Genomic DNA, 18,156 nt, shown 5'->3' with positions numbered 1-18,156 from the left:
GCGCTGAACTGTGACAGCTATGCTGGCTAAGTCCTATTTAATTCTGTCGAATTCCTTATGAAGCTGATCTGAGATGCTTGATACCTCATCATAGTGTCCGTGAAGCAGCAAATATTTCTTTTCTATTAAAAAATGGAGTTGTTCAGAAGTGCTTTTTTTCATGTAACGGTCAAGAATTAAAATACCCGAATAATAGTCGATTCCTTCAATGACAGCGACACCGCCAATTGAAGAGTTCAGCCCCAATTGTTTTGTAAGCCATGGACTGGGGGATTTTTCTCGATAAATTTGAGTAGTTTTAAAGGATTTTTGGGAAAGTTTTTTAAAGAAGCTCTTTAAAGCGTTTAATAGTGTTCTACGTTCATCTTCATATAGCTCCAGCGAAAAGGATTGCCCGCTGTTTTTGTCCCATGTCAGGCAATATCGTAAAGAAGGAAACTCCCTTAAAAGGTCATTAAGCATAAATAGCTGGCCCGGTGAGCATTTTTCTGAAGTGACTACACCGACTGAGGCTGTTTTTAATTCCCGCTGAAAAGAGCTTTCAAGAGCAGGATGAAGGTCTGAGAACAGCCAGACTTTTACTCCCTCCGGCGTTTGTCCGATAAGCTGGCTTTCTCTTGCATTTCGGTCAGGGCTTATATCAGCAAAGTCAGCCTTAGAAGAAACCGGCTGTTTCCCCTGTACCAGGGATAGGGTTTGAAGCTGTGCAATTTTTTCCTTAGCTGAAAGCTTGGGTGAAGAAAGAGAAGCTGTTTGCCTTCTATTGTAAGGATTTGGATCAGCATTCATGACCGGCTCTGCATGATGGATTGATATTCTTTTATTCATTTTTTCCCTCTGGTAATTAGGTCTGCTAATGCCCGGTATATTCTTTTCGGGTTCCTGGTGCCTGCCTGGAGGGGACTGATTGGAAACTCCAGGAATAAGATTTACTTTTGTCTTGCTGTAAGGCTTCATCACTTCTTCTACAACACTTTTAATAAAGTCAGACACACATTATGCACCTCCATTAAAGAATTTTGCGAAGTTCTGAATGAGGACGGGGTATAACGTTAGAAGAAACCAGTTCTCCTCCAGTCATGGTGTGAGCAGTCTTCCCAACCTCAACAGCTGCAGTGACTGCTGCGACATCGCCTTCGATAATGACGGTGACAAGTCCGGATCCGACTCTCTTTAAATCAACTAAACTGACATTTGCCGCTTTTGCCATTGAGTCCAGCGCTTCAACAGCCGCTGTCAAACCCCTTGTTTCAATCAAGCCAATTGCCTTCATTTTTGACCTCCTCTACTGCAGAAGCTTAAAGATAGTCTTCGAGATTCACTTCAAAGGGGATCGAAGTCCTTTTAAATAACTCTTCTTTTCCAAGCGGATAGGTTGCGTCGATGCCCATCTTATCACTGACTCCTTTTAAATGATGGGACGATTCGAGCGGCGATCCCTTTGCACCTTGTACGATAAATATGTCATCACCTGCCTGGACTCTTGTAGCTATGGCCCATTCAACATCATCTGAATCAAAAATATCGACGTCATCATTTACAACAATCACATGCTTTAAATCCTTATCGCTTGCAAAAGCTGCAAGTGCTGCCTGTTTGCCGTCACCATCATGCTTCTTCTCAATCTGAATGACTGCATGATAGCGAGCCACCCCGCCCATCGGGATATGTACAGCTTTTATATTTGGAACCACCTGCCGGACAGTGCTTAAAAGAGTGGCTTCCCTTACAAGCGCCATTGGCAGCCTTTCTTCATAGCTTGATGGAAAAATAGTCTGTGAGATAGCATTATCGCGGTAAGTAACGGCTGAAAACTCTATAACCGGCTGAGGCGTTCTGGTGCCATAATAGCCTGCCAGTTCGCCAAAAGGTCCTTCCAGTTCTCTTTCATATGGAAGCATTCTGCCTTCCAAAACTATTTCCGCCTCAGCCAGTACTTCCAGATCAACTGTTTTGCATTGAACAACATCAAGGGACTGACCGAGCAGTGCACCTGCTACATCCAATTTGTCGGTATGATACAAATGTGTACTAATCTGAGAACTTAATACAACTGCTGGAACCACGCCAAACATAACAGCCACTTCCATCGGTTCGCCAATACTTTCATAATGGGCATATTGCTCCATCAGCTCTGGGGAGGTTATGAGGATGTTTGTTCGATTTCCGCCAAGATATTGCATTCTGCGAATAGAGGTATATCTTTTTCTCCCTGATAAATCTTTAACCACCAATATTCCTGAAACATAATAAGCACCAGAGTCTTCCGCGTGATAGGTTGGGATAGGAAACAAGTCTGCAAGATCGAATTCCCCGGTCACCAGATTCTCCTGAACAGGGCCCGTTTGCCTTAATGTGGTTGGAATAGGATTAACAATAGAGTCGATGATTTTAGGAATAAGTTCCCCAGATTGGATACCCATGCTGTCAGCCATCAGCTCTCTGTCACCACCCAAACCGGCAGCCATGGAAGATTGATAGCCTTTAATTTTTTCAAATAAAAAAGGCTCTCTTCCATTTTTGGCATTAATCACCGCACCCAGCTCGTGCATAGGATCCACCTCTTTTTTCACCCGATGAAGAAACCCCATGCTTTCCCATCTATCCAGCAATGCCCTCATTGTTACAGGGTTCATGCCTTTTCCCCCCATCTCTCCAGCAGCTCATGGTCAATATCCAGCATGTCCAATATCCTCGCCACCATAAAGTTGGCCAGCTCCCATATTTCTGTCGGCTTATGATAAAAGCCTGGTGATGCAGGCATTATACATGCTCCACTCTCAGCAAGGAGAGTCATATTGCGCAGATGAATCAAATTAAAAGGTGCTTCCCTTGGAACAATAATGAACTTTCTATTTTCCTTTAATACAACACTGGCAGCCCTGCTTAATAGCGTATCGCCGACCCCATTCGCAATAGCTCCCAATGTATTCATCGAACATGGTACGATAACCATTCCGTCTGTCTTAAAGGATCCGCTGGCAACCGCAGCGAAAAGATTCCGGTTGCTGTGGATAGTGGCATACTCCTTCAGCTCGTCCATCTTGATCCCGCATTCAAATTGCATTACTTTTTCTCCCATCTCCGTAGCAATTAAATGCGTTTCGATCTCTAATTGATGAAGAGCGCGGATCAAGGTATAGGCGTACAATGATCCGCTTGCTCCGGTAATGCCAACTAAAATTCGCTTTCTTCTTATTCCTAAAGAGGAGTTAGACAACAGATTCGTCTTGGGAGAATTTCTTTTTAGCCAGCTTTTTGTAATTTTCTGTTGATAATATATCCCCGAAGATATCAATGTCTCTTAAACCTGATACATGCATATCGTCATCCTGGGAAGCGGTGGCATCTGAAATGCAAATGACGTTGTAGCCATGATACAAAGCATCAGAAGCAGTACTGCGAACACATACATTGGTCCAGACTCCAGTTAGTACCACAGTATCTATTTCTTCTTCTCTCAGGAAGAGATCAAAATCGGTGTAGCTGAATGCACTATGCCGCCTCTTTTGGACCACATAATCCCCTTTGCTCTCATCAGGCTGGAGCTCTGGAATGAATTCCGAACCCCAGGTTCCTTTAACTGCATGGACTGGCCTCACGCGAAAATCACGGTCATTTTTTCTGTGAGCTTCCTGAACATGCACAACCTGGATATTGTGTTCATGAGCGAATTGAATAAGCTCTTGTATTTTAGGAACTATTTTTTCGCCATTCTCACACCTTAATGCTGCTTTTTCACCGATAAAGTCGTTTAACATATCAATAATGACCACACAGTGCTTTTTTCCCCTAAGTTCCAATCCGGACAGCCTCCCTCTTTATAAGTATTTATTGCTGTGCTACTGGGTCTTTTGTTTTTGCTTTTACCGCTTCGTATTTTTCATATTTTAAAGTTCTCTCAAGTCTCTGGATATTTTGGCGGGGAACATACTCGCCATAGCCTGCTTCTCCAACGATGCCTTCATCATCCTCGTAAATCACTTTTCCGCGTATGATCGTTTGGACTGGCTTTCCTTTAAGCTTCATGCCATGCAGAGGGTTATATTTAGCCATTGATTCTGTTTTCTGCTCGTCTATTACATACTCTTTCTCAAGATCAATCACAGTGAAATCAGCATCGCTGCCAATTTCCATTGATCCCTTTTTAGGGTAAATGCCATAATGAATGGCAGCATTGCGGCTTGTTACCTCGACAAACCTTGATAGGGATAAACGGCCTTTATTTAATCCTTCACTGACAAGGATCGGTACCATCGTTTCTACACCAGGTATGCCGGGGAAAGTGTTCCAGATCGTTGCCCCGGGATAATCCTTTTCTGTGGCAATTTCATATGGGGCATGGTCTGTACCGACAAAATCGATTGTTCCGTCAGCCAGAGCCTGCCAATGAGATTCGTTATCCTCTTTTCCTCGTAAAGGAGGAGCAATCTTTGCATAGGAACCGCGCTCTGACATGGAGTCCTTTGCATTGAGAACAAGGTAGTGAGGACAGGTTTCTGCTGTAACCTTAACACCACGCTTCTTTGCTGCTTTAACCAGCTCGACGCCTTCTTTCGTGCTCATATGTACCACATGTACACGTGCGTCTGTAGCTTCTGCAAAGCTTAGAATCAGTTCAATGGCTACCTTCTCAGCGAGGCTTGAACGTGCTTCCGCCCATGCTGGACCGTCAAGGCGCCCTTCTTTTTCAAGTTTCTTGGAATTGAATGTGCAGATATCATAGTTTTCAGCATGAACTCCAATTGGGAGTCCGGTTTTTGCAACGTTTTTGAAAATTTCCAGCATTTCTGCGTCCGATACTTTAGGGAAGGTAGGGACAGAAGGAGTCATGTAAACTTTAAAGGCAACAACTCCCTGGTCGATCTGCGGATAAATATTATCGATCCAGCCTTCACGTGCATCTTCTCCTGTCATGCCGCCCCAGAAACAGTAATCAATATAAGCCTGACCTCTGATTGGTCCGATTTTTTTATTGAAACTCTCCCCATCACGAACGGATGGCTTACTGCAGCATGGCATATCTATAATGGTTGTTAAGCCTCCCGCGGCTGCAGAACGGCTGCCAGTTGCAAAGGTTTCTCTATGAGTAAAGCCTGGATCCATAAAATGAGTATGCGGATCAATACAGCCTGGAACGACTAATTTTCCTTTAATATCAATTACCCTGGCTGCATTCAGAAAAGAAATGTCATTGGTGTAGCCAACAATTTTCCCCTCGTTAACCAGAATATTTGTTAAAACCTGACGATCTCCCTGGGGAATGTTGGCATTTTTCAGAATTAAATCCATTTCTCCTGCTCCTATCTATTATTTGGATTTCTGTCTCGCAAAAAAGAGACAGATGGTTTCAGCAGTTGCATTTAAATCGCTTCAGCTGAATGATCTCCTTTCAGCTGTTCGATTCTTTCACTTTCACTTATATTTAAATCTTTATAATTAAATACCAAATTTAATAAAATTGCTGTGATGCTTCCCAGTACAATCCCATTTTCAACCAGCAGGCGTGCGCTTGTTGGAAGACTTTCAAAAATTTGCGGGACAACTGCCGAACCAAGTCCGATTCCTATGGAACAGGCAACGATAAGCAAGTTTTCATTTTTGCTGAAATCAACAACAGAAAGCATTCTGATTCCGGATGAGATCACCATTCCAAACATTGGAATCATTGCTCCGCCTAGAACAGCCATAGGGATAATCGTTGTCAGAGCTGCCACTTTAGGCAGAAGCCCCAAAATCATCAAAATAACGCCAGCTGCGATAACTACATTTCTCGTTTTCACTTTAGTTAACGCTACAAGTCCCACATTCTGTGAAAAGGATGTATAAGGAAACGCATTAAAAATTCCCCCTATCACTACAGCCAGCCCTTCTGCACGCAGCCCTTTTTTAATGTCTTTGGAGCCCAGCTTTCTCTCACAGACATCTCCTAGAGCCAGGAAAACCCCAGTAGATTCAATCATGCTCACAATAGCTACTAAAGTCATTGTAAGTATGGCCGAGGCATTGAATGTCGGGAATCCGAAATAAAATGGCTGAACAACATGAAACCAGGAAGCCTGGCTTACTTCGGCAAAGCTGACAAGCCCCATAAAATAAGCAGTGATCGTTCCAGCCGCCAATGACAGCAGCACAGATATAGCTCTCATATAGCCTTTAAAGAACCTGTTCATTAAAATAATCAGAACCAGTGTAAATGCAGCCAGAAATAGATTCTGGGCACTTCCATATTCTGGGGAACCAAGTCCTCCTGCAGCATTATTCATGGCAACAGGGATTAAGGAAACCCCGATAATAGCTACCACTGAACCGGTTACGACCGGAGGGAAAAATCTCATTATTTTACTCATAAATTGAGATAAGATCATGACGATAATTCCTGAAGCAATAATCGCCCCATAGATGGCTGTGATGCCCTGCAGATTCCCGATGGCAATCATGGGTCCGACTGCTGTAAAAGTACATCCAAGTATCACCGGCAGCCTGATGCCAAAATGCCTCCCCCCTATAACTTGAAGCAATGTAGCAATCCCACAAGTAAATAAATCAATTGAAATTAAGTAAGCAAGCTGCTGGGCAGTGAGCCCTATTGCCGGTCCAACAATCAGTGGAACAATAACAGCACCTGCATACATGGCAAGCACATGCTGAAATCCCAAAGTCCCTACTTTCCAAGGATTTAGCTTTTCCAAAGACTTCCCCTCCAGGTTTAATTCTTTGTTATGCCTCAGCCTGACTCCAGCGGATAAAAACAGACATCACCTCCCATAAGAAAAATGTGTATAAAAAAAACCGCAGCAATAGATAACATCAAAGTACACATAGATGTTCTATTACTGCGGCTTCATTCAGCTTCCGTTAAACAAAAGGCAAAGGAACCGCTCCGATATGAGGGTTTAAGAAAAACCGCGGCATGCACAGCTTCCCCAAACATAATGTAAAACTGCTATTCTTTAAAATAAATAACCGTGCATGCTTCTTCGGTATCAGGATCGTAATCTTTTAAAATCGTTTTGACTTTCAAATGGAGAGAATCTTCAATCAGGCCCTTTAAAAGCGATTTAAATTCAACAATCAATGCTGAATCAACCGATATTGTCAGGTGATGAAAGTTCTGGCTTAGCATATGCAGTGCCTGAACACGCTTATGCTGTGCAAATATGATGACTCTATCATCAAAAGTTTCAAGACGCTGTTTTTTTACGCCTGTACCATAGATCTCCTGATTGACACGATTATAAAGAAAAGCGAGATCTTTTTTTAATGATTGATGGAATTTTGAGGTTATTACAGTCATGTAGTCCTCCTGTTATTCACTATATTAAACAAGGCAGTTTTATAAGTCAATACCATTTATCAGAAAATTCTCACTTGACAAAATATTAACTTAACTATTACACTACAAATCAACTCCCCCTCTATTTCAATAATTGTCTTGATAATACCTCCCTTCAGCACACTGAAAAATCAAATAGAATTTTTCGTATAACCTCAATAATCGGTTTGAGGGTTTCTACTAGGAACCGGAATTCCTATCTACGAAAGGCATATTTCCTGTGGACAGCAGCCAGGAACCTTTTGTGCAGGAATTTTTTTGTGCTTATTAGTCTATTTAGAAGAATATGCATAATATCATAGCTTAAATACCTCTTCTTGCTCGCCAGGCTATTAACCCTTACAAAATACTCACATAATTTCTCATCGTCATTTAAAGTTTCAAAGTTCTTTGAGGAGGCGAAGATTTGAAAAGCATTAAATTTATTGTTAATGGAAAGGAACGTACGGTCGTTTGCCCGCCTGCAAAAACGCTCCTGGATGTCTTGAGGGAAGATTTAGGATTGACTGCCAGCAAGGAATGCTGCGGAAAGGGAGAATGCGGATCTTGCTCTGTACTAATCAATAAAGATGTTGTATGCTCCTGTCTAGTCCTCGCTGGTCAGGCGGAAAACCAGGTGATCACGACTTGTGAAGGAGTCGGCTTATCACCAAATCTGGATGTAATTCAGGAATCATTTATTGCTGAAGGAGCAACACAGTGCGGTTACTGTACTCCGGGAATCATCGTATCAGCTAAAGCTTTCTTAGATAGAATTGACACGATTCCATCTGTTGAGGAAATTAAAACAGCATTAGGGGGCAACCTATGCCGCTGTACAGGCTATACAAAAATTATCAAGGCAGTTCAGACCGCTGCTGCAAAAAAAATATCCGAACCTGAAACAGCCAGATAGTCTATGACACATACAGCTATTGTTCTTGCTGCAGGCCGATCCAGCAGGATGGGTACTTTAAAAGGACTGCTGCAGTGGAAAGGAACGACCTTATTTGAGCATCAGCTGCAAAACCTCAGGGAATCAGTATTTTCTGACATTGTTGTCGTTTTGGGCTACAAAGCCGAAGCATTCATTCCCATCGCAAAGAAATACCCTATCAAAATCATCATTAATGAACAATTCTATGAAGGAAAATGCTCCTCAATCATTTCTGGGGTTAAAACCGCTGTAAAGTCAGCAGAAACGATTCTTATTACATCCGTTGACCAGCCGCTTCAATCACTCACCATTAACATGCTTGCAGAATCACTTGTAAAAAGAGGCAGCCTGATTGCAGTTCCAAGCCATCAAGGAAAAAGAGGGCACCCTATCCTCTTTTCCGCCCAATTGAGGAACGATCTTTTATCTATCAAGGAAGAAAGAATGGGTTTGAGAGATGTAATTCAAGAGCATGAAAAATTTCTTCTTGAGGTGCCCATGGAAAATGATCAGATTCATCTTAACCTGAATAATCAGGATGATTATATAAATGCACTAAAAAAATAACCTGGAGGTAAATCAATGCTCGTTTCTGAAATTGACATGATTACCCCTTCCTCTCTATCCGAGTGTCTGACCCAGCTATCCAAGGAAGGCAGGAAACATAGATTGATAGCCGGCGGTACAGATGCAGCAGTCCGGATGAAGGAAGGCAAATGGCGGCCAGAAATATGGATTAATATTAAAAACGTAAAAGAGCTGCGCTATATCGAAGAAAGGGAAGATTTTATCCATATTGGCCCCTTGACCACACATACCGATTTGATTCATTCACCGCTTCTGCAGAGAAAAGCGGATGTTCTCGCAGAAGCAGCCCGAGAAGTCGGGGCCACTCAAATGCAGAATATGGGAACAATCGGCGGCAATATTGGTACTGCTTCCCCTGCAGGCGATACCCTTCCGGCTTTGTATGCTCTCGGTGCAATGCTTGAACTCGCCTCGCTGACGAAAAAGAGAATCATTCCAATCGAAGAGTTTATCATTGGTCCAGGCAGGACCATTTTAAAAGAAAATGAAATGATTACAAAAATCCTAATTAAACCGCAAAAACCAAATGAAATAGGCATTTTCCAAAAGCTTGGCCCCCGTAAAGCACAATCCATTTCCATTGTGAATATTGCCATTTCACTCACAATGGACCAGGACCGCAAATGCATCGAAGGAAAAATCGCCTTTGGATCTGTGGCACCGACTATTATCCGTGCACGCAAATGTGAATCAATGCTTACCCTGGGGCAGCTAAACGATGATTTAATCCAGAACATCGCCAAAATTGCCTGGAAAGAGGTCATGCCCATTTCAGATGGAAGAGCAACTGCTGCATATAGAAGAGATATGGCAAGTGCTTTACTGGAAAGAGGATTATACCGTCTAATCAGGAGGTGGGAAAACCAGTGAGCACCAAATGGGTTGGAAAGAGAGTAAAAAGAATTGATGGTCCGGAAAAAGTAACCGGAGAATTAAAATATATGACCGATTACCAATTTGACGATATGGTTTGGGGCAAAGTGCTGCGGTCTGTATATCCGCATGCCAAAATTAAATCCATTGACACTCAAGCAGCTAAAAGCCTCCCTGGTGTTATTTGTGTACTCACCCATAAAGATATACCCGGCTTTAATGGATTTGGGATTGTTGTTCCCGATCAGCCTGTTCTGTGCTCAGATGTCGTACGGTGCACTGGAGATGCTGTAGCCTTGGTTGCAGCTGAAACCACTGAAATTGCCGAACAGGCACTGACTTTAATCAAAGTGGATTATGAGCCTTTCGAAGTTGTTGCTGATGCAGAATATGCCTTAACAGATTCTGCTCCAAAGCTTCATCCTGATGGCAATTTGCACAGCCATGTGAAAATAAAAAACGGAAACATTGAAAAAGCCTTCGAAGAAGCTGACATCGTTGTGGAGAATACCTTCTTTTCCCCCCGCCAAATGCATGCATTTATTGAAACAGAAGGCGGCTGGGGAGTTATGGATGAAGAAGGGTTCATCACAATTCGCTGCCCTGGCCAATACGCGTACCGCGATCGAATGCAGATTGCAAGGTCCCTTGCCTATAATCCTGAAAGAATAAGAGTCATTTCAAGTCCTATTGGCGGAGCATTCGGCGGGAAGGATGAGATTACGGTTCAAATTTATCTGGCCCTCCTTGCCATGCATACAAACGGGCGGCCGGTAAAAATTCATTTAAGCCGAGAAGAATCTGTTATTGCGGGCATAAAAAGGCATCCTTTTAAAGTCAAAATGAAAACAGCTGCCAAAAAAGACGGCACATTGCTCGCTAATCAGGTAACTGCTATTGGAGATACCGGTGCCTATGCTTCACTCGGAGGGGCAGTCATCGCTCTGGCAATCGAACATTCCTGCGGTCCTTATAAAATTCCAAATGTGGATCTTGAAGGCTTCTGTGTTTATACCAATAATGGCATTGCCGGTGCCTTCAGAGGCTTTGGCGTCAACCAGGTATGTATGGGAATTGAAACCCATATGGATATGATTGCAGAAAAACTGGGAATGAATCCAATTGAACTGCGCAAAAAAAATGTCTATCATCAAGGCGACGTTTCAAGTGTCGGCCACATTGTCAAATCCAGTGTAGGCACCTATAAAACACTTGAAACCGCAGAAAATTGCGATCTGTGGAAGAACCGTGAAAAGTATAAATCCGAAGTGAGTGAGCCATGGAAAAAACGGGGTGTGTCCCTCGCAACTTCCTTTCATGGCATTGGAATGGGAATTGGACTGCCTGATTATGGAGCCGCCTCTATCGAACTTCTGCCCGACGGAAAATTTCTTGTAGGTGTCGGATGCGAGGAAATCGGCGGAGGCAATAGCACTGTGTACGCCCAGATAGCGGCTGAGATGCTGAACTGTGATATCAGCAATATCATGATCGTTCAAGGAGATACTCTGAAAACACTTGATGGCGGTACTGTAACTGCCTCCCGCTCCACCTATACCGGCGGAAGAGCTGTTGCGGCAGCAGCGCCCAAGATGACTGAACTTCTTATTCAAACAGCTGCAGAAATGCTGAATCTGCAAGCATCAAGAATTGACTTAAGACCAAACCATATTTCAGCCGATGGACAAATCATACCCTATAAGTCTATCTATAAGTACCTTTTTGACCATCATCAGTCTGCCAGAGTAGAAGGACACTTCTACCTGCCAAAAGAAAAGGAAGAAATCAAAGGTTCTGGGGGTGCTCCCCATCATTTATACGGATATTTGACCCATGTCGTGATGGTTGAAGTAGATACTTTAACAGGCGAGACGGATGTTTTGCGGGTTGTTTCCATCCCTGATGCAGGAAAAGTCATTAATCCCCAGGGGTTAGAGGGCCAGGCTGAAGGCGGAGCAGTAATGGGCATCGGCTATACCCTTTTTGAAGATGTGCTGATAGAAAATGGTTACCATAAGACACGAAACTTTACTGATTATATCATCCCCACTATTCGCGAGACGCCATTGATTGAGACCTTCCCTGTTGAAGAGCCCGAACAATCTGGTCCTTTTGGGGCAAAGGGAATTGGCGAAGTTGTGATGATTCCGATTATTGCAGCTATCATGTCGGCCATATATGATGCAACAGGAGCTAGAATCTGCCATCTGCCCGCTACTCCCGAAAGAGTTTTTAATGCACTGAAAGATCTCAAAAAACAAAAAATCCAATCTGCAAGGTGATCCAATTGATGAGCCCCCATTTATTTGCCAAATTAAATGAGTCAGCCAATAACCGGAAAGACACATTTCTGCTTACCATAACAGATTATCCTGATAAAAAGGTCCTCGGAGCCAAAGCTTTATTATGGCCAGATGGGAGCTTTTGCACTGAAGACTCACTGCTGCTGCCACAGGATGTGAAAGATCTTTTAATAACACAATGCAGTAAAATAGTGAGCAAAAAACGGTCCGGCACTGTGAAATTTGTGTGGAAGGACAGGATAATTGAATGTTTTGCAGAATACTTCCCTGCTCCGCTCCACTTGATTTTAGCCGGGGCGGGCCATGTGTGTGAACCCGTGGCAGAAATGGGACGGATGCTGGGATTTTTCGTCACAGTAATAGACGATCGGGAAGAGTACGCAAACAGAGAACGATTTCCATTTGCACAAGAAGTGGTTTGCCAATCCTACCTGCATTATTTCAGGCATGTTGAAATATCGGAAAAAACCTATATTCTCCTTCTTACCAGGGGGCATAAATATGACGTTCTCAGTTTGAATGAACTTTTAAAAAGGAACAGTCAGGCAGGCTATATAGGAATGATTGGCAGCAGAAGACGTATCTCTGGTGTTTTTCAAGAACTCCAGCAGGATTTTCCGGATGAAACCTTTGCCAATCTATACACCCCTGTGGGACTTGATATCGGAGCAGAAACACCTGCAGAGATTGCAGTCAGTATCATGGCAGAAATTCTGAAAGTAAAAAATCAAAAATCTGGAAACTCTTTAAGTACACAAATTAAGAAGTATGCAAAGATGGGTTTCCATGAGGGGGCTGGCGAATGGACCAAATGCAGCTCATAAAGCGTGCCATGGAAGTCAGGAAAGGAGGTGAGAAAGCAGCGCTCGCCACCATTATTCGCACCAAAGGGTCCACTCCGAGGAAAACGGGAAGCCGAATGATTGTGTTTCCCTGCGGAAGAATCGAAGGTACAATTGGCGGGGGCTGCGGTGAAGCCGAAGTGATTGAGATGGCTTTCGAAGTCATCCAATCGAATGCTCCAGGTCAAAAGCGCGTTGATTTAACAAAAGGGCTATTTTTTGAAGATGGCGGAATCTGCGGTGGAATTATGGATGTCTTTATTGAACCTATTTAACCAAAATAATGTATAACTCCCGCCTATTCCATGGTTCAAGTCAGTTTGTTTTGCAGGATGGACATTTACCATGAAGAAGGAGTGACTTTTCATGTCGATGATCGGAAAGGATCTTGGGTCGGGCCTCCCGTCTGCCTCTGATGGGAACCTTTTAGAACGGCTCTTTAAGCTATCCGCACGAAAAACCAATGTAAAGACAGAAATTCTTGCAGGTGTTACTTCGTTTATGACAATGAGTTATATCATCTTTGTCAACCCGATTATCTTAGCTGACGCAGGAATACCAAAAGAAGCCGCACTTGCTGCAACTATTTACGCAAGTGTCTTCTGTACTCTTCTAATGGCACTGTGGGCAAATTTCCCTGTAGCGGTTGCTCCGGGGATGGGGCTGAATGCCTTTTTTGCCTACACAGTCGTCCTTGGCCAAGGTCTATCCTGGCAAACAGCCCTTGGAGCTGTATTTATATCGGGTATTGTGTTTTTAATTTTGACCGTTACGGGAGTCCGCCAAAAAATCGTAGATGGTGTCCCGGATGTCTTAAAGTCAGCTATTGGTGTTGGAATTGGTTTGTTTATTGCTTTTATTGGCTTAAAAAATGCAGAACTTGTGGTCGCAAATGAAGCTACATTTGTCGGCCTGGGAAGCATCACAAGCCAGGGGCCGCTTCTTGCCCTATTCGGATTAATTATTGCCGCCCTCCTGATGGCAAAGAAAGTAAAAGGCGCCCTGCTTATTAGTATATTGGGTACAAGTGCGCTGGCCATGATTGTTGGCTTCATTGCCTACCCAAAGGGTGTAAGTGATATTGTATCTCTCAGTCTCCCAAGCATGTCTGAGACGTTTTTAGCTATGGATATTATGGGAGCAATAAAATATGGCATCATCTCAGTCATTTTCTCCTTTACTATTGTAGAATTATTTGACAATTTAGCTACCCTCATCGGATTATCAAGAAAAGCTGGCCTTACTGATAAAAATGGGAAAATCGAAAATCTGGATCGTGCCCTTCAGGCAGATGCAGTCGGCACGATGGCAAGTGCAGCCTTCGGAAGCACTGCCTTAAACGCTTATGTGGAAAACGCCACAGGGATCTCGGAAGGCGGACGCACTGGCTTAACTGCTTTAACTGTAGCTGTATTATTTTTCCTGTCACTCATTTTTGCTCCTCTCATTTATTTCATACCGTCTGTAGCCACAGCACCTATTCTTATACTCGTTGGTGCCTTAATGCTCAGTGAAATTAAACATATAAGCTTCGATGACTTCACTGATGTCATTCCTGTTTTTTTAACAATCGTTCTCATGCCATTAACTTTCAGTATCGCCCAGGGACTGGCATTCGGCTTTATCTCTTATACACTGCTTAAGCTTCTTACAGGCAAGCATCATCAAATCCACTGGATCATGTATTTTGTCAGTGCTGCCTTTATTATTAATTTCATTATGGGCGGACATTAATCTGATGACTGTCATTATTTAAAAAGCGAGGAGTCCATATGAAGCTTACCATTGAAACGTTACGAAAAAGAATTGACGTGGCAGCCAAAAGAACTCCTGCCGACCTGGTTATTAAAAATGGGAAGATAATAAATGTTTTTACACGTGAAATCATCGAGGAAGACATAGCCATTGCCGATGGATTCATAGCAGGCTTAGGAAGCTATGAAGGGAAGGAAATGATTGATGCTGGGGGCAGCTATATAGCCCCCGGGTTCATTGATGGGCATGTCCATATTGAATCAGCGATGGTTACCCCTGCAGAATTCAGCAATGTTGTCCTTCCGCATGGAGTAACGACTGTCATTGCAGACCCTCATGAAATAGCCAATGTCAGTGGAACAAAAGGCATTGATTTCATGCTGGAATCTTCAAATGCGATCCCGCTTGATGTATTTTTTATGCTTCCATCCTGTGTGCCTGCAACTCTATTTGAAAATGCCGGCGCTTCCCTCAGTTATAAGGATCTTGAACAATATTACGGCCACCCGAGAGTACTCGGTCTTGGCGAAGTAATGGATTACCCTGCTGTTATGAACAATGATGAAGAAATGCTAAAAAAACTGGAAGACGCACATAGCAAAGGAAAAAACATCGATGGGCATGCAGCAGGACTTAATGCAGATGAAATTAATATATACATGGCAGCAGGCATTAAATCAGACCATGAATGCATAAACCCTGAAGAGGCGCTGAACCGAATGCGAAAAGGGATGTATGTGATGCTGAGGGAAGGGTCTGCGGCTAGGGACTTATTAGCACTTCTTAAATCTGTCAGCGAACATAACGCAAGGCGCTGTTTATTCGTAACGGATGACAAGCATCTGGATGACCTGATCAAAGAAGGCAGCATTGATTATAATGTCAGAATGGCCATTAAGGAAGGGATGGATCCTGTCCTCGCCGTTCAAATCGCCACACTGAATGCAGCAGAATGCTTCGGTCTGAAAAATAAAGGGGCTATTGCTCCGGGTTATGAAGCCGACCTGGTTTTTATTAGTGATCTTAGGAAGGTTAAGATTGAAAAAGTAATAAAGAGCGGAATACTTGCTGCAGAAAACGGGATCATTAAGGATCCAGCTCCGGCTAGCGTCGAACCTGCGCCTGCCATCTTGGACAGCGTCAAAATCGGCAGCTTAAAGGGTGAAGATTTAAACATCAACATTGGAACTGGTGATGCCAATATTATCGGCATTATACCGAACAGCATTGTGACCAGACACCTGTTGGAAAAGGCAGATTCACTTAATGGCTATTTCCAGCCTAATCCTGAAAAAGATTATTTAAAATTGGCTGTGGTGGAGCGGCATCATCTCACCGGAAGCATCGGGCTTGGCATAATTAAGGGACTGGGGATTACAAGAGGTGGCATTGCCTCAACGGTTGCCCACGATTCCCATAATATTGTGGCAGCTGGCACCTCTGATGTAGATTTACTGGCGGCCATTAAGCATACTGCATCGATGAAAGGCGGCCTGGCTGTTGTCCAGGATGGAGAAATCCTTGCGGAACTGCCCCTGCCTATTGCGGGGCTCATGAGTGATCAGGATTCTTCATTTATTTTCGGACGTTTGTCTGAATTGAATCATGCGCTAAGAACAGTCGGATGCAGCATGGAATTCAACCCGTTTTTGACGCTTTCATTTTTAGCGCTTCCAGTAATACCTGAACTAAAGTTAACTGATAGAGGATTATTTTCAGTCAGATCTTTTTGTCACATTAACGTAGAAGCAGAAAAATAAGGCCGGGATTTTCTCCGGCCTTATTTCATTTCTTAGTAACTTCCTTCTTATTTAATGATAATGCTGCCCAAGCTGTTTCATCTGCAAAGTACCTGCTCCAGCTTGCCACACCGGCCAAATTATATTTCTTTGCCAATTCAGCCCGTTTTGTTAATGATATTTCATCTTCAAGCCACACTTTGTATGTGATTTTATCTTTTTCTGAAAAATGCTCAGCATAATTTTGCCCGCTTTCCGGATCATATGCTGGTGTAACTTTATTTTGACTGAGCCATTCTTTCACTTTGCTCATAGAAAGCGCTTTAGAAGAAACATCCCCGTTTGATTTTTGTTCCCATAATCTAGTATATAATGGCACTCCCAATATTAATTTTTCATTGGGCACAAACTCCAGCAGATGTTTCAGGTTTTCTTCCACCCACGGCAGGCTCGCAACGCTTCCTGCCACCTGCGAGCTTCCCCAATGCTCATCATAAGCCATGACAACCAAATAATCTGCTATCACGGCAAGTTTATCTCTTTCATAAAAAGCTGACCAATTACCGCTGGATGAAATGAATGTGATATCCATTGATACGACTAAACCTGCTTCATGAAAGTACGGAGCGGCTTCCCTCACAAACTGCGTTATTAATGGACCATCCTCCGGGTTAACATTTTCAATGTCAAGATTGACCCCATTTAATTCATACAATTGACTGAAATGCAGAAGCTGCCGAATCATATTCTGCCTTGTTTCAAAAGAACCAAATGCTTCATGTGTTAAAACAGGGTCAAATGCATTTGAAAATAAGCCCCATATTTGGTATCCCTGTTTTCTTGCCCATAATGAATAATCCTTCGATCCCAGGTTTTTGATGGAACCTTTTCCATCCGCAAGCTCAAACCATGTTGGCGAAATGACATTAACGCCAGGCATCTTCGGAATTTTAGATGTATTGGGATTTTTTGAATATACAGCTTCCCAGGTCAGCTGTATAGGTCCTTCCATTTCTGGCGCTGCTTTAACTGATTCTTCAAGGGAAATAGCAATCTGTTTGCTCTCACCATTTTTGATGTATTGTTTCTTCAAATATCCAGCTGTACCGTCTTCTTTTCTAATAAAATAGTAGTCTCCCTTTTCTTGTTCAATTAAAACATTCTCGTTTGGAGAAACTGAAGCCGTATAAGGGGATTTCAGGCTGTCTTTCGTCCGCAGCCGAAGCAGTTCTTCATGAATACCTTTTTCCTTCACCTTACCGGAAACCATTGACTCCCCATTCTTTTGAACCCATATTGCACCTGTATCAGATAGAATTGAATAAGTAATTGGATAGAAAGCCAATAGCGGCTCGATCGACAAATATCTGTCTTTTCCCAGCTGTTTAGCTGCTGTAAAATCCAGTTTCATAGGTTTCTCATTCACATAATACCTCAAAGATTCAAGTGGCATCTGTACAACATTATTTTTTGTGGCGATTATGATGGATTTTGAATGTTCATCAAATATAATGTCTTCATCGACAAATTCCTGCAAAAACGTTAAAGGCAGGTAGATCGATTCACCTTCTATATAAGCATTGCCCGTCTGTTTGCCATTAAACAAAATTGGATGATCTTCTTTAAAGTAGGATACCTTTTCCTTAGAGGCAAAAGGATATAAAAACGCGAATATGCTTGACGTTATCAGTATAAGAGCAAGCAAAAGCCCCGCTAAAATAAGCTTTTTAGCGGGAGACTTTTGTGGATTTGTTTCAATTTTATACATTCCATTTCCTCCCTTCAACCATCGTATCGAAATAAT

The 18,156-nt window shown here is 42.9% G+C and carries 17 protein-coding genes and 1 riboswitch; of the genes, 8 read left to right on the top strand and 9 right to left on the bottom strand.

From position 1 onward, the window contains the following. Positions 1 to 33: 33 nt before the first annotated feature. The 8 genes from JI665_RS05865 to JI665_RS05830 form a co-directional block, all read right to left on the bottom strand. Positions 34 to 993: a hypothetical protein gene (locus JI665_RS05865; RefSeq protein ID WP_206837507.1), complete on the bottom strand. Its 960-nt coding sequence runs from the start codon at positions 991 to 993 to the stop codon at positions 34 to 36. Between the two features lie 16 nt (positions 994 to 1,009). Continuing rightward, positions 1,010 to 1,273 carry a BMC domain-containing protein gene (locus JI665_RS05860; RefSeq protein ID WP_206837504.1) on the bottom strand — a complete coding sequence of 88 codons (264 nt, stop codon included), beginning with the start codon at positions 1,271 to 1,273 and terminating at the stop codon, positions 1,010 to 1,012. 25 nt (positions 1,274 to 1,298) lie between these two features. Continuing rightward, positions 1,299 to 2,636, bottom strand: a complete 1,338-nt coding sequence (locus JI665_RS05855) for a UbiD family decarboxylase (RefSeq protein ID WP_206837502.1) — start codon at positions 2,634 to 2,636, stop codon at positions 1,299 to 1,301. Further along, positions 2,633 to 3,220 carry a UbiX family flavin prenyltransferase gene (locus tag JI665_RS05850; RefSeq protein ID WP_211202430.1) on the bottom strand — a complete coding sequence of 196 codons (588 nt, stop codon included), beginning with the start codon at positions 3,218 to 3,220 and terminating at the stop codon, positions 2,633 to 2,635. Before JI665_RS05850 ends, JI665_RS05855 begins: the two co-directional genes overlap by 4 nt. Further along, positions 3,213 to 3,803 (bottom strand): cysteine hydrolase family protein, encoded by a 591-nt coding sequence (locus JI665_RS05845; RefSeq protein WP_206837499.1) that lies wholly within the window; start codon positions 3,801 to 3,803, stop codon positions 3,213 to 3,215. The genes JI665_RS05850 and JI665_RS05845 overlap by 8 nt, the downstream gene beginning before the upstream one ends. Before the next feature lie 28 nt (positions 3,804 to 3,831). After that, a complete protein-coding gene (allB, locus tag JI665_RS05840; protein WP_206837497.1) occupies positions 3,832 to 5,292 on the bottom strand; it encodes an allantoinase AllB in 1,461 nt (486 codons plus the stop codon). Positions 5,293 to 5,363: 71 nt separating this feature from the next. Beyond that, on the bottom strand, positions 5,364 to 6,692 hold the full coding sequence (locus JI665_RS05835) for a nucleobase:cation symporter-2 family protein (protein WP_206837494.1): 1,329 nt from the start codon (positions 6,690 to 6,692) through the stop codon (positions 5,364 to 5,366). A gap of 254 nt (positions 6,693 to 6,946) precedes the next feature. After that, positions 6,947 to 7,297, bottom strand: coding sequence for a Na-translocating system protein MpsC family protein (locus JI665_RS05830; RefSeq protein WP_206837492.1), 351 nt, complete (start codon positions 7,295 to 7,297; stop codon positions 6,947 to 6,949). Positions 7,298 to 7,461: 164 nt separating this feature from the next. Next, a riboswitch (purine riboswitch) is annotated at positions 7,462 to 7,559 on the top strand. A gap of 183 nt (positions 7,560 to 7,742) precedes the next feature. On the opposite strand from JI665_RS05830, the gene JI665_RS05825 reads away from it, so the two are divergent. The 8 genes from JI665_RS05825 to ade all read left to right on the top strand — a co-directional run bounded on the left by JI665_RS05825 (position 7,743) and on the right by ade (position 16,373). Further along, a complete protein-coding gene (locus tag JI665_RS05825) occupies positions 7,743 to 8,231 on the top strand; it encodes a (2Fe-2S)-binding protein (RefSeq protein WP_206837489.1) in 489 nt (162 codons plus the stop codon). Positions 8,232 to 8,234: 3 nt separating this feature from the next. Then, the gene (locus JI665_RS05820; RefSeq protein ID WP_206837487.1) at positions 8,235 to 8,819 is read left to right on the top strand and encodes a nucleotidyltransferase family protein; all 585 of its coding nucleotides are present in this window, start codon (positions 8,235 to 8,237) and stop codon (positions 8,817 to 8,819) included. 15 nt (positions 8,820 to 8,834) lie between these two features. Beyond that, on the top strand, positions 8,835 to 9,710 hold the full coding sequence (locus JI665_RS05815) for an FAD binding domain-containing protein (RefSeq protein ID WP_206837484.1): 876 nt from the start codon (positions 8,835 to 8,837) through the stop codon (positions 9,708 to 9,710). Then, on the top strand, positions 9,707 to 11,995 hold the full coding sequence (locus JI665_RS05810; RefSeq protein ID WP_206837481.1) for a xanthine dehydrogenase family protein molybdopterin-binding subunit: 2,289 nt from the start codon (positions 9,707 to 9,709) through the stop codon (positions 11,993 to 11,995). The genes JI665_RS05815 and JI665_RS05810 overlap by 4 nt, the downstream gene beginning before the upstream one ends. A gap of 8 nt (positions 11,996 to 12,003) precedes the next feature. Further along, positions 12,004 to 12,840, top strand: coding sequence for an XdhC family protein (locus tag JI665_RS05805; protein ID WP_206837478.1), 837 nt, complete (start codon positions 12,004 to 12,006; stop codon positions 12,838 to 12,840). Further along, positions 12,819 to 13,133 (top strand): XdhC family protein, encoded by a 315-nt coding sequence (locus JI665_RS05800; protein WP_206837474.1) that lies wholly within the window; start codon positions 12,819 to 12,821, stop codon positions 13,131 to 13,133. The genes JI665_RS05805 and JI665_RS05800 overlap by 22 nt, the downstream gene beginning before the upstream one ends. A 91-nt stretch (positions 13,134 to 13,224) precedes the next feature. Then, entirely contained in the window at positions 13,225 to 14,592 is a 1,368-nt protein-coding gene (locus JI665_RS05795; RefSeq protein ID WP_206837470.1) for an NCS2 family permease, read from the top strand. 38 nt (positions 14,593 to 14,630) lie between these two features. Next, on the top strand, positions 14,631 to 16,373 hold the full coding sequence (gene ade / locus JI665_RS05790) for an adenine deaminase (RefSeq protein ID WP_206837468.1): 1,743 nt from the start codon (positions 14,631 to 14,633) through the stop codon (positions 16,371 to 16,373). 25 nt (positions 16,374 to 16,398) lie between these two features. Here ade and JI665_RS05785 read toward each other — a convergent pair whose 3' ends face one another. Beyond that, complete coding sequence (locus tag JI665_RS05785) at positions 16,399 to 18,120, bottom strand: glycosyl hydrolase family 18 protein (RefSeq protein WP_206837465.1); 1,722 nt, start codon at positions 18,118 to 18,120, stop codon at positions 16,399 to 16,401. Positions 18,121 to 18,156: the final 36 nt, after the last annotated feature.

The organism is Bacillus sp. NTK034, assembly GCF_017303275.1.
In the GTDB taxonomy this organism is placed as follows: domain Bacteria; phylum Bacillota; class Bacilli; order Bacillales; family Cytobacillaceae; genus Cytobacillus.
Note: the sequence above shows the minus strand (reverse complement) of the source record. Positions and strands in the feature narration are given on the sequence as shown.

Coding starts and splice junctions, on each gene's coding strand:
- JI665_RS05795 (WP_206837470.1), top strand. CDS start 13,225: ATGTCGATGATCGGAAAGGATCTTGGGTCGGGCCTCCCGTCTGCCTCT.
- JI665_RS05830 (WP_206837492.1), bottom strand. CDS start 7,297: ATGACTGTAATAACCTCAAAATTCCATCAATCATTAAAAAAAGATCTC.
- JI665_RS05820 (WP_206837487.1), top strand. CDS start 8,235: ATGACACATACAGCTATTGTTCTTGCTGCAGGCCGATCCAGCAGGATG.
- JI665_RS05805 (WP_206837478.1), top strand. CDS start 12,004: ATGAGCCCCCATTTATTTGCCAAATTAAATGAGTCAGCCAATAACCGG.
- JI665_RS05860 (WP_206837504.1), bottom strand. CDS start 1,273: ATGAAGGCAATTGGCTTGATTGAAACAAGGGGTTTGACAGCGGCTGTT.
- JI665_RS05815 (WP_206837484.1), top strand. CDS start 8,835: ATGCTCGTTTCTGAAATTGACATGATTACCCCTTCCTCTCTATCCGAG.
- JI665_RS05785 (WP_206837465.1), bottom strand. CDS start 18,120: ATGTATAAAATTGAAACAAATCCACAAAAGTCTCCCGCTAAAAAGCTT.
- ade (WP_206837468.1), top strand. CDS start 14,631: ATGAAGCTTACCATTGAAACGTTACGAAAAAGAATTGACGTGGCAGCC.
- allB (WP_206837497.1), bottom strand. CDS start 5,292: ATGGATTTAATTCTGAAAAATGCCAACATTCCCCAGGGAGATCGTCAG.
- JI665_RS05800 (WP_206837474.1), top strand. CDS start 12,819: ATGGACCAAATGCAGCTCATAAAGCGTGCCATGGAAGTCAGGAAAGGA.
- JI665_RS05855 (WP_206837502.1), bottom strand. CDS start 2,636: ATGAACCCTGTAACAATGAGGGCATTGCTGGATAGATGGGAAAGCATG.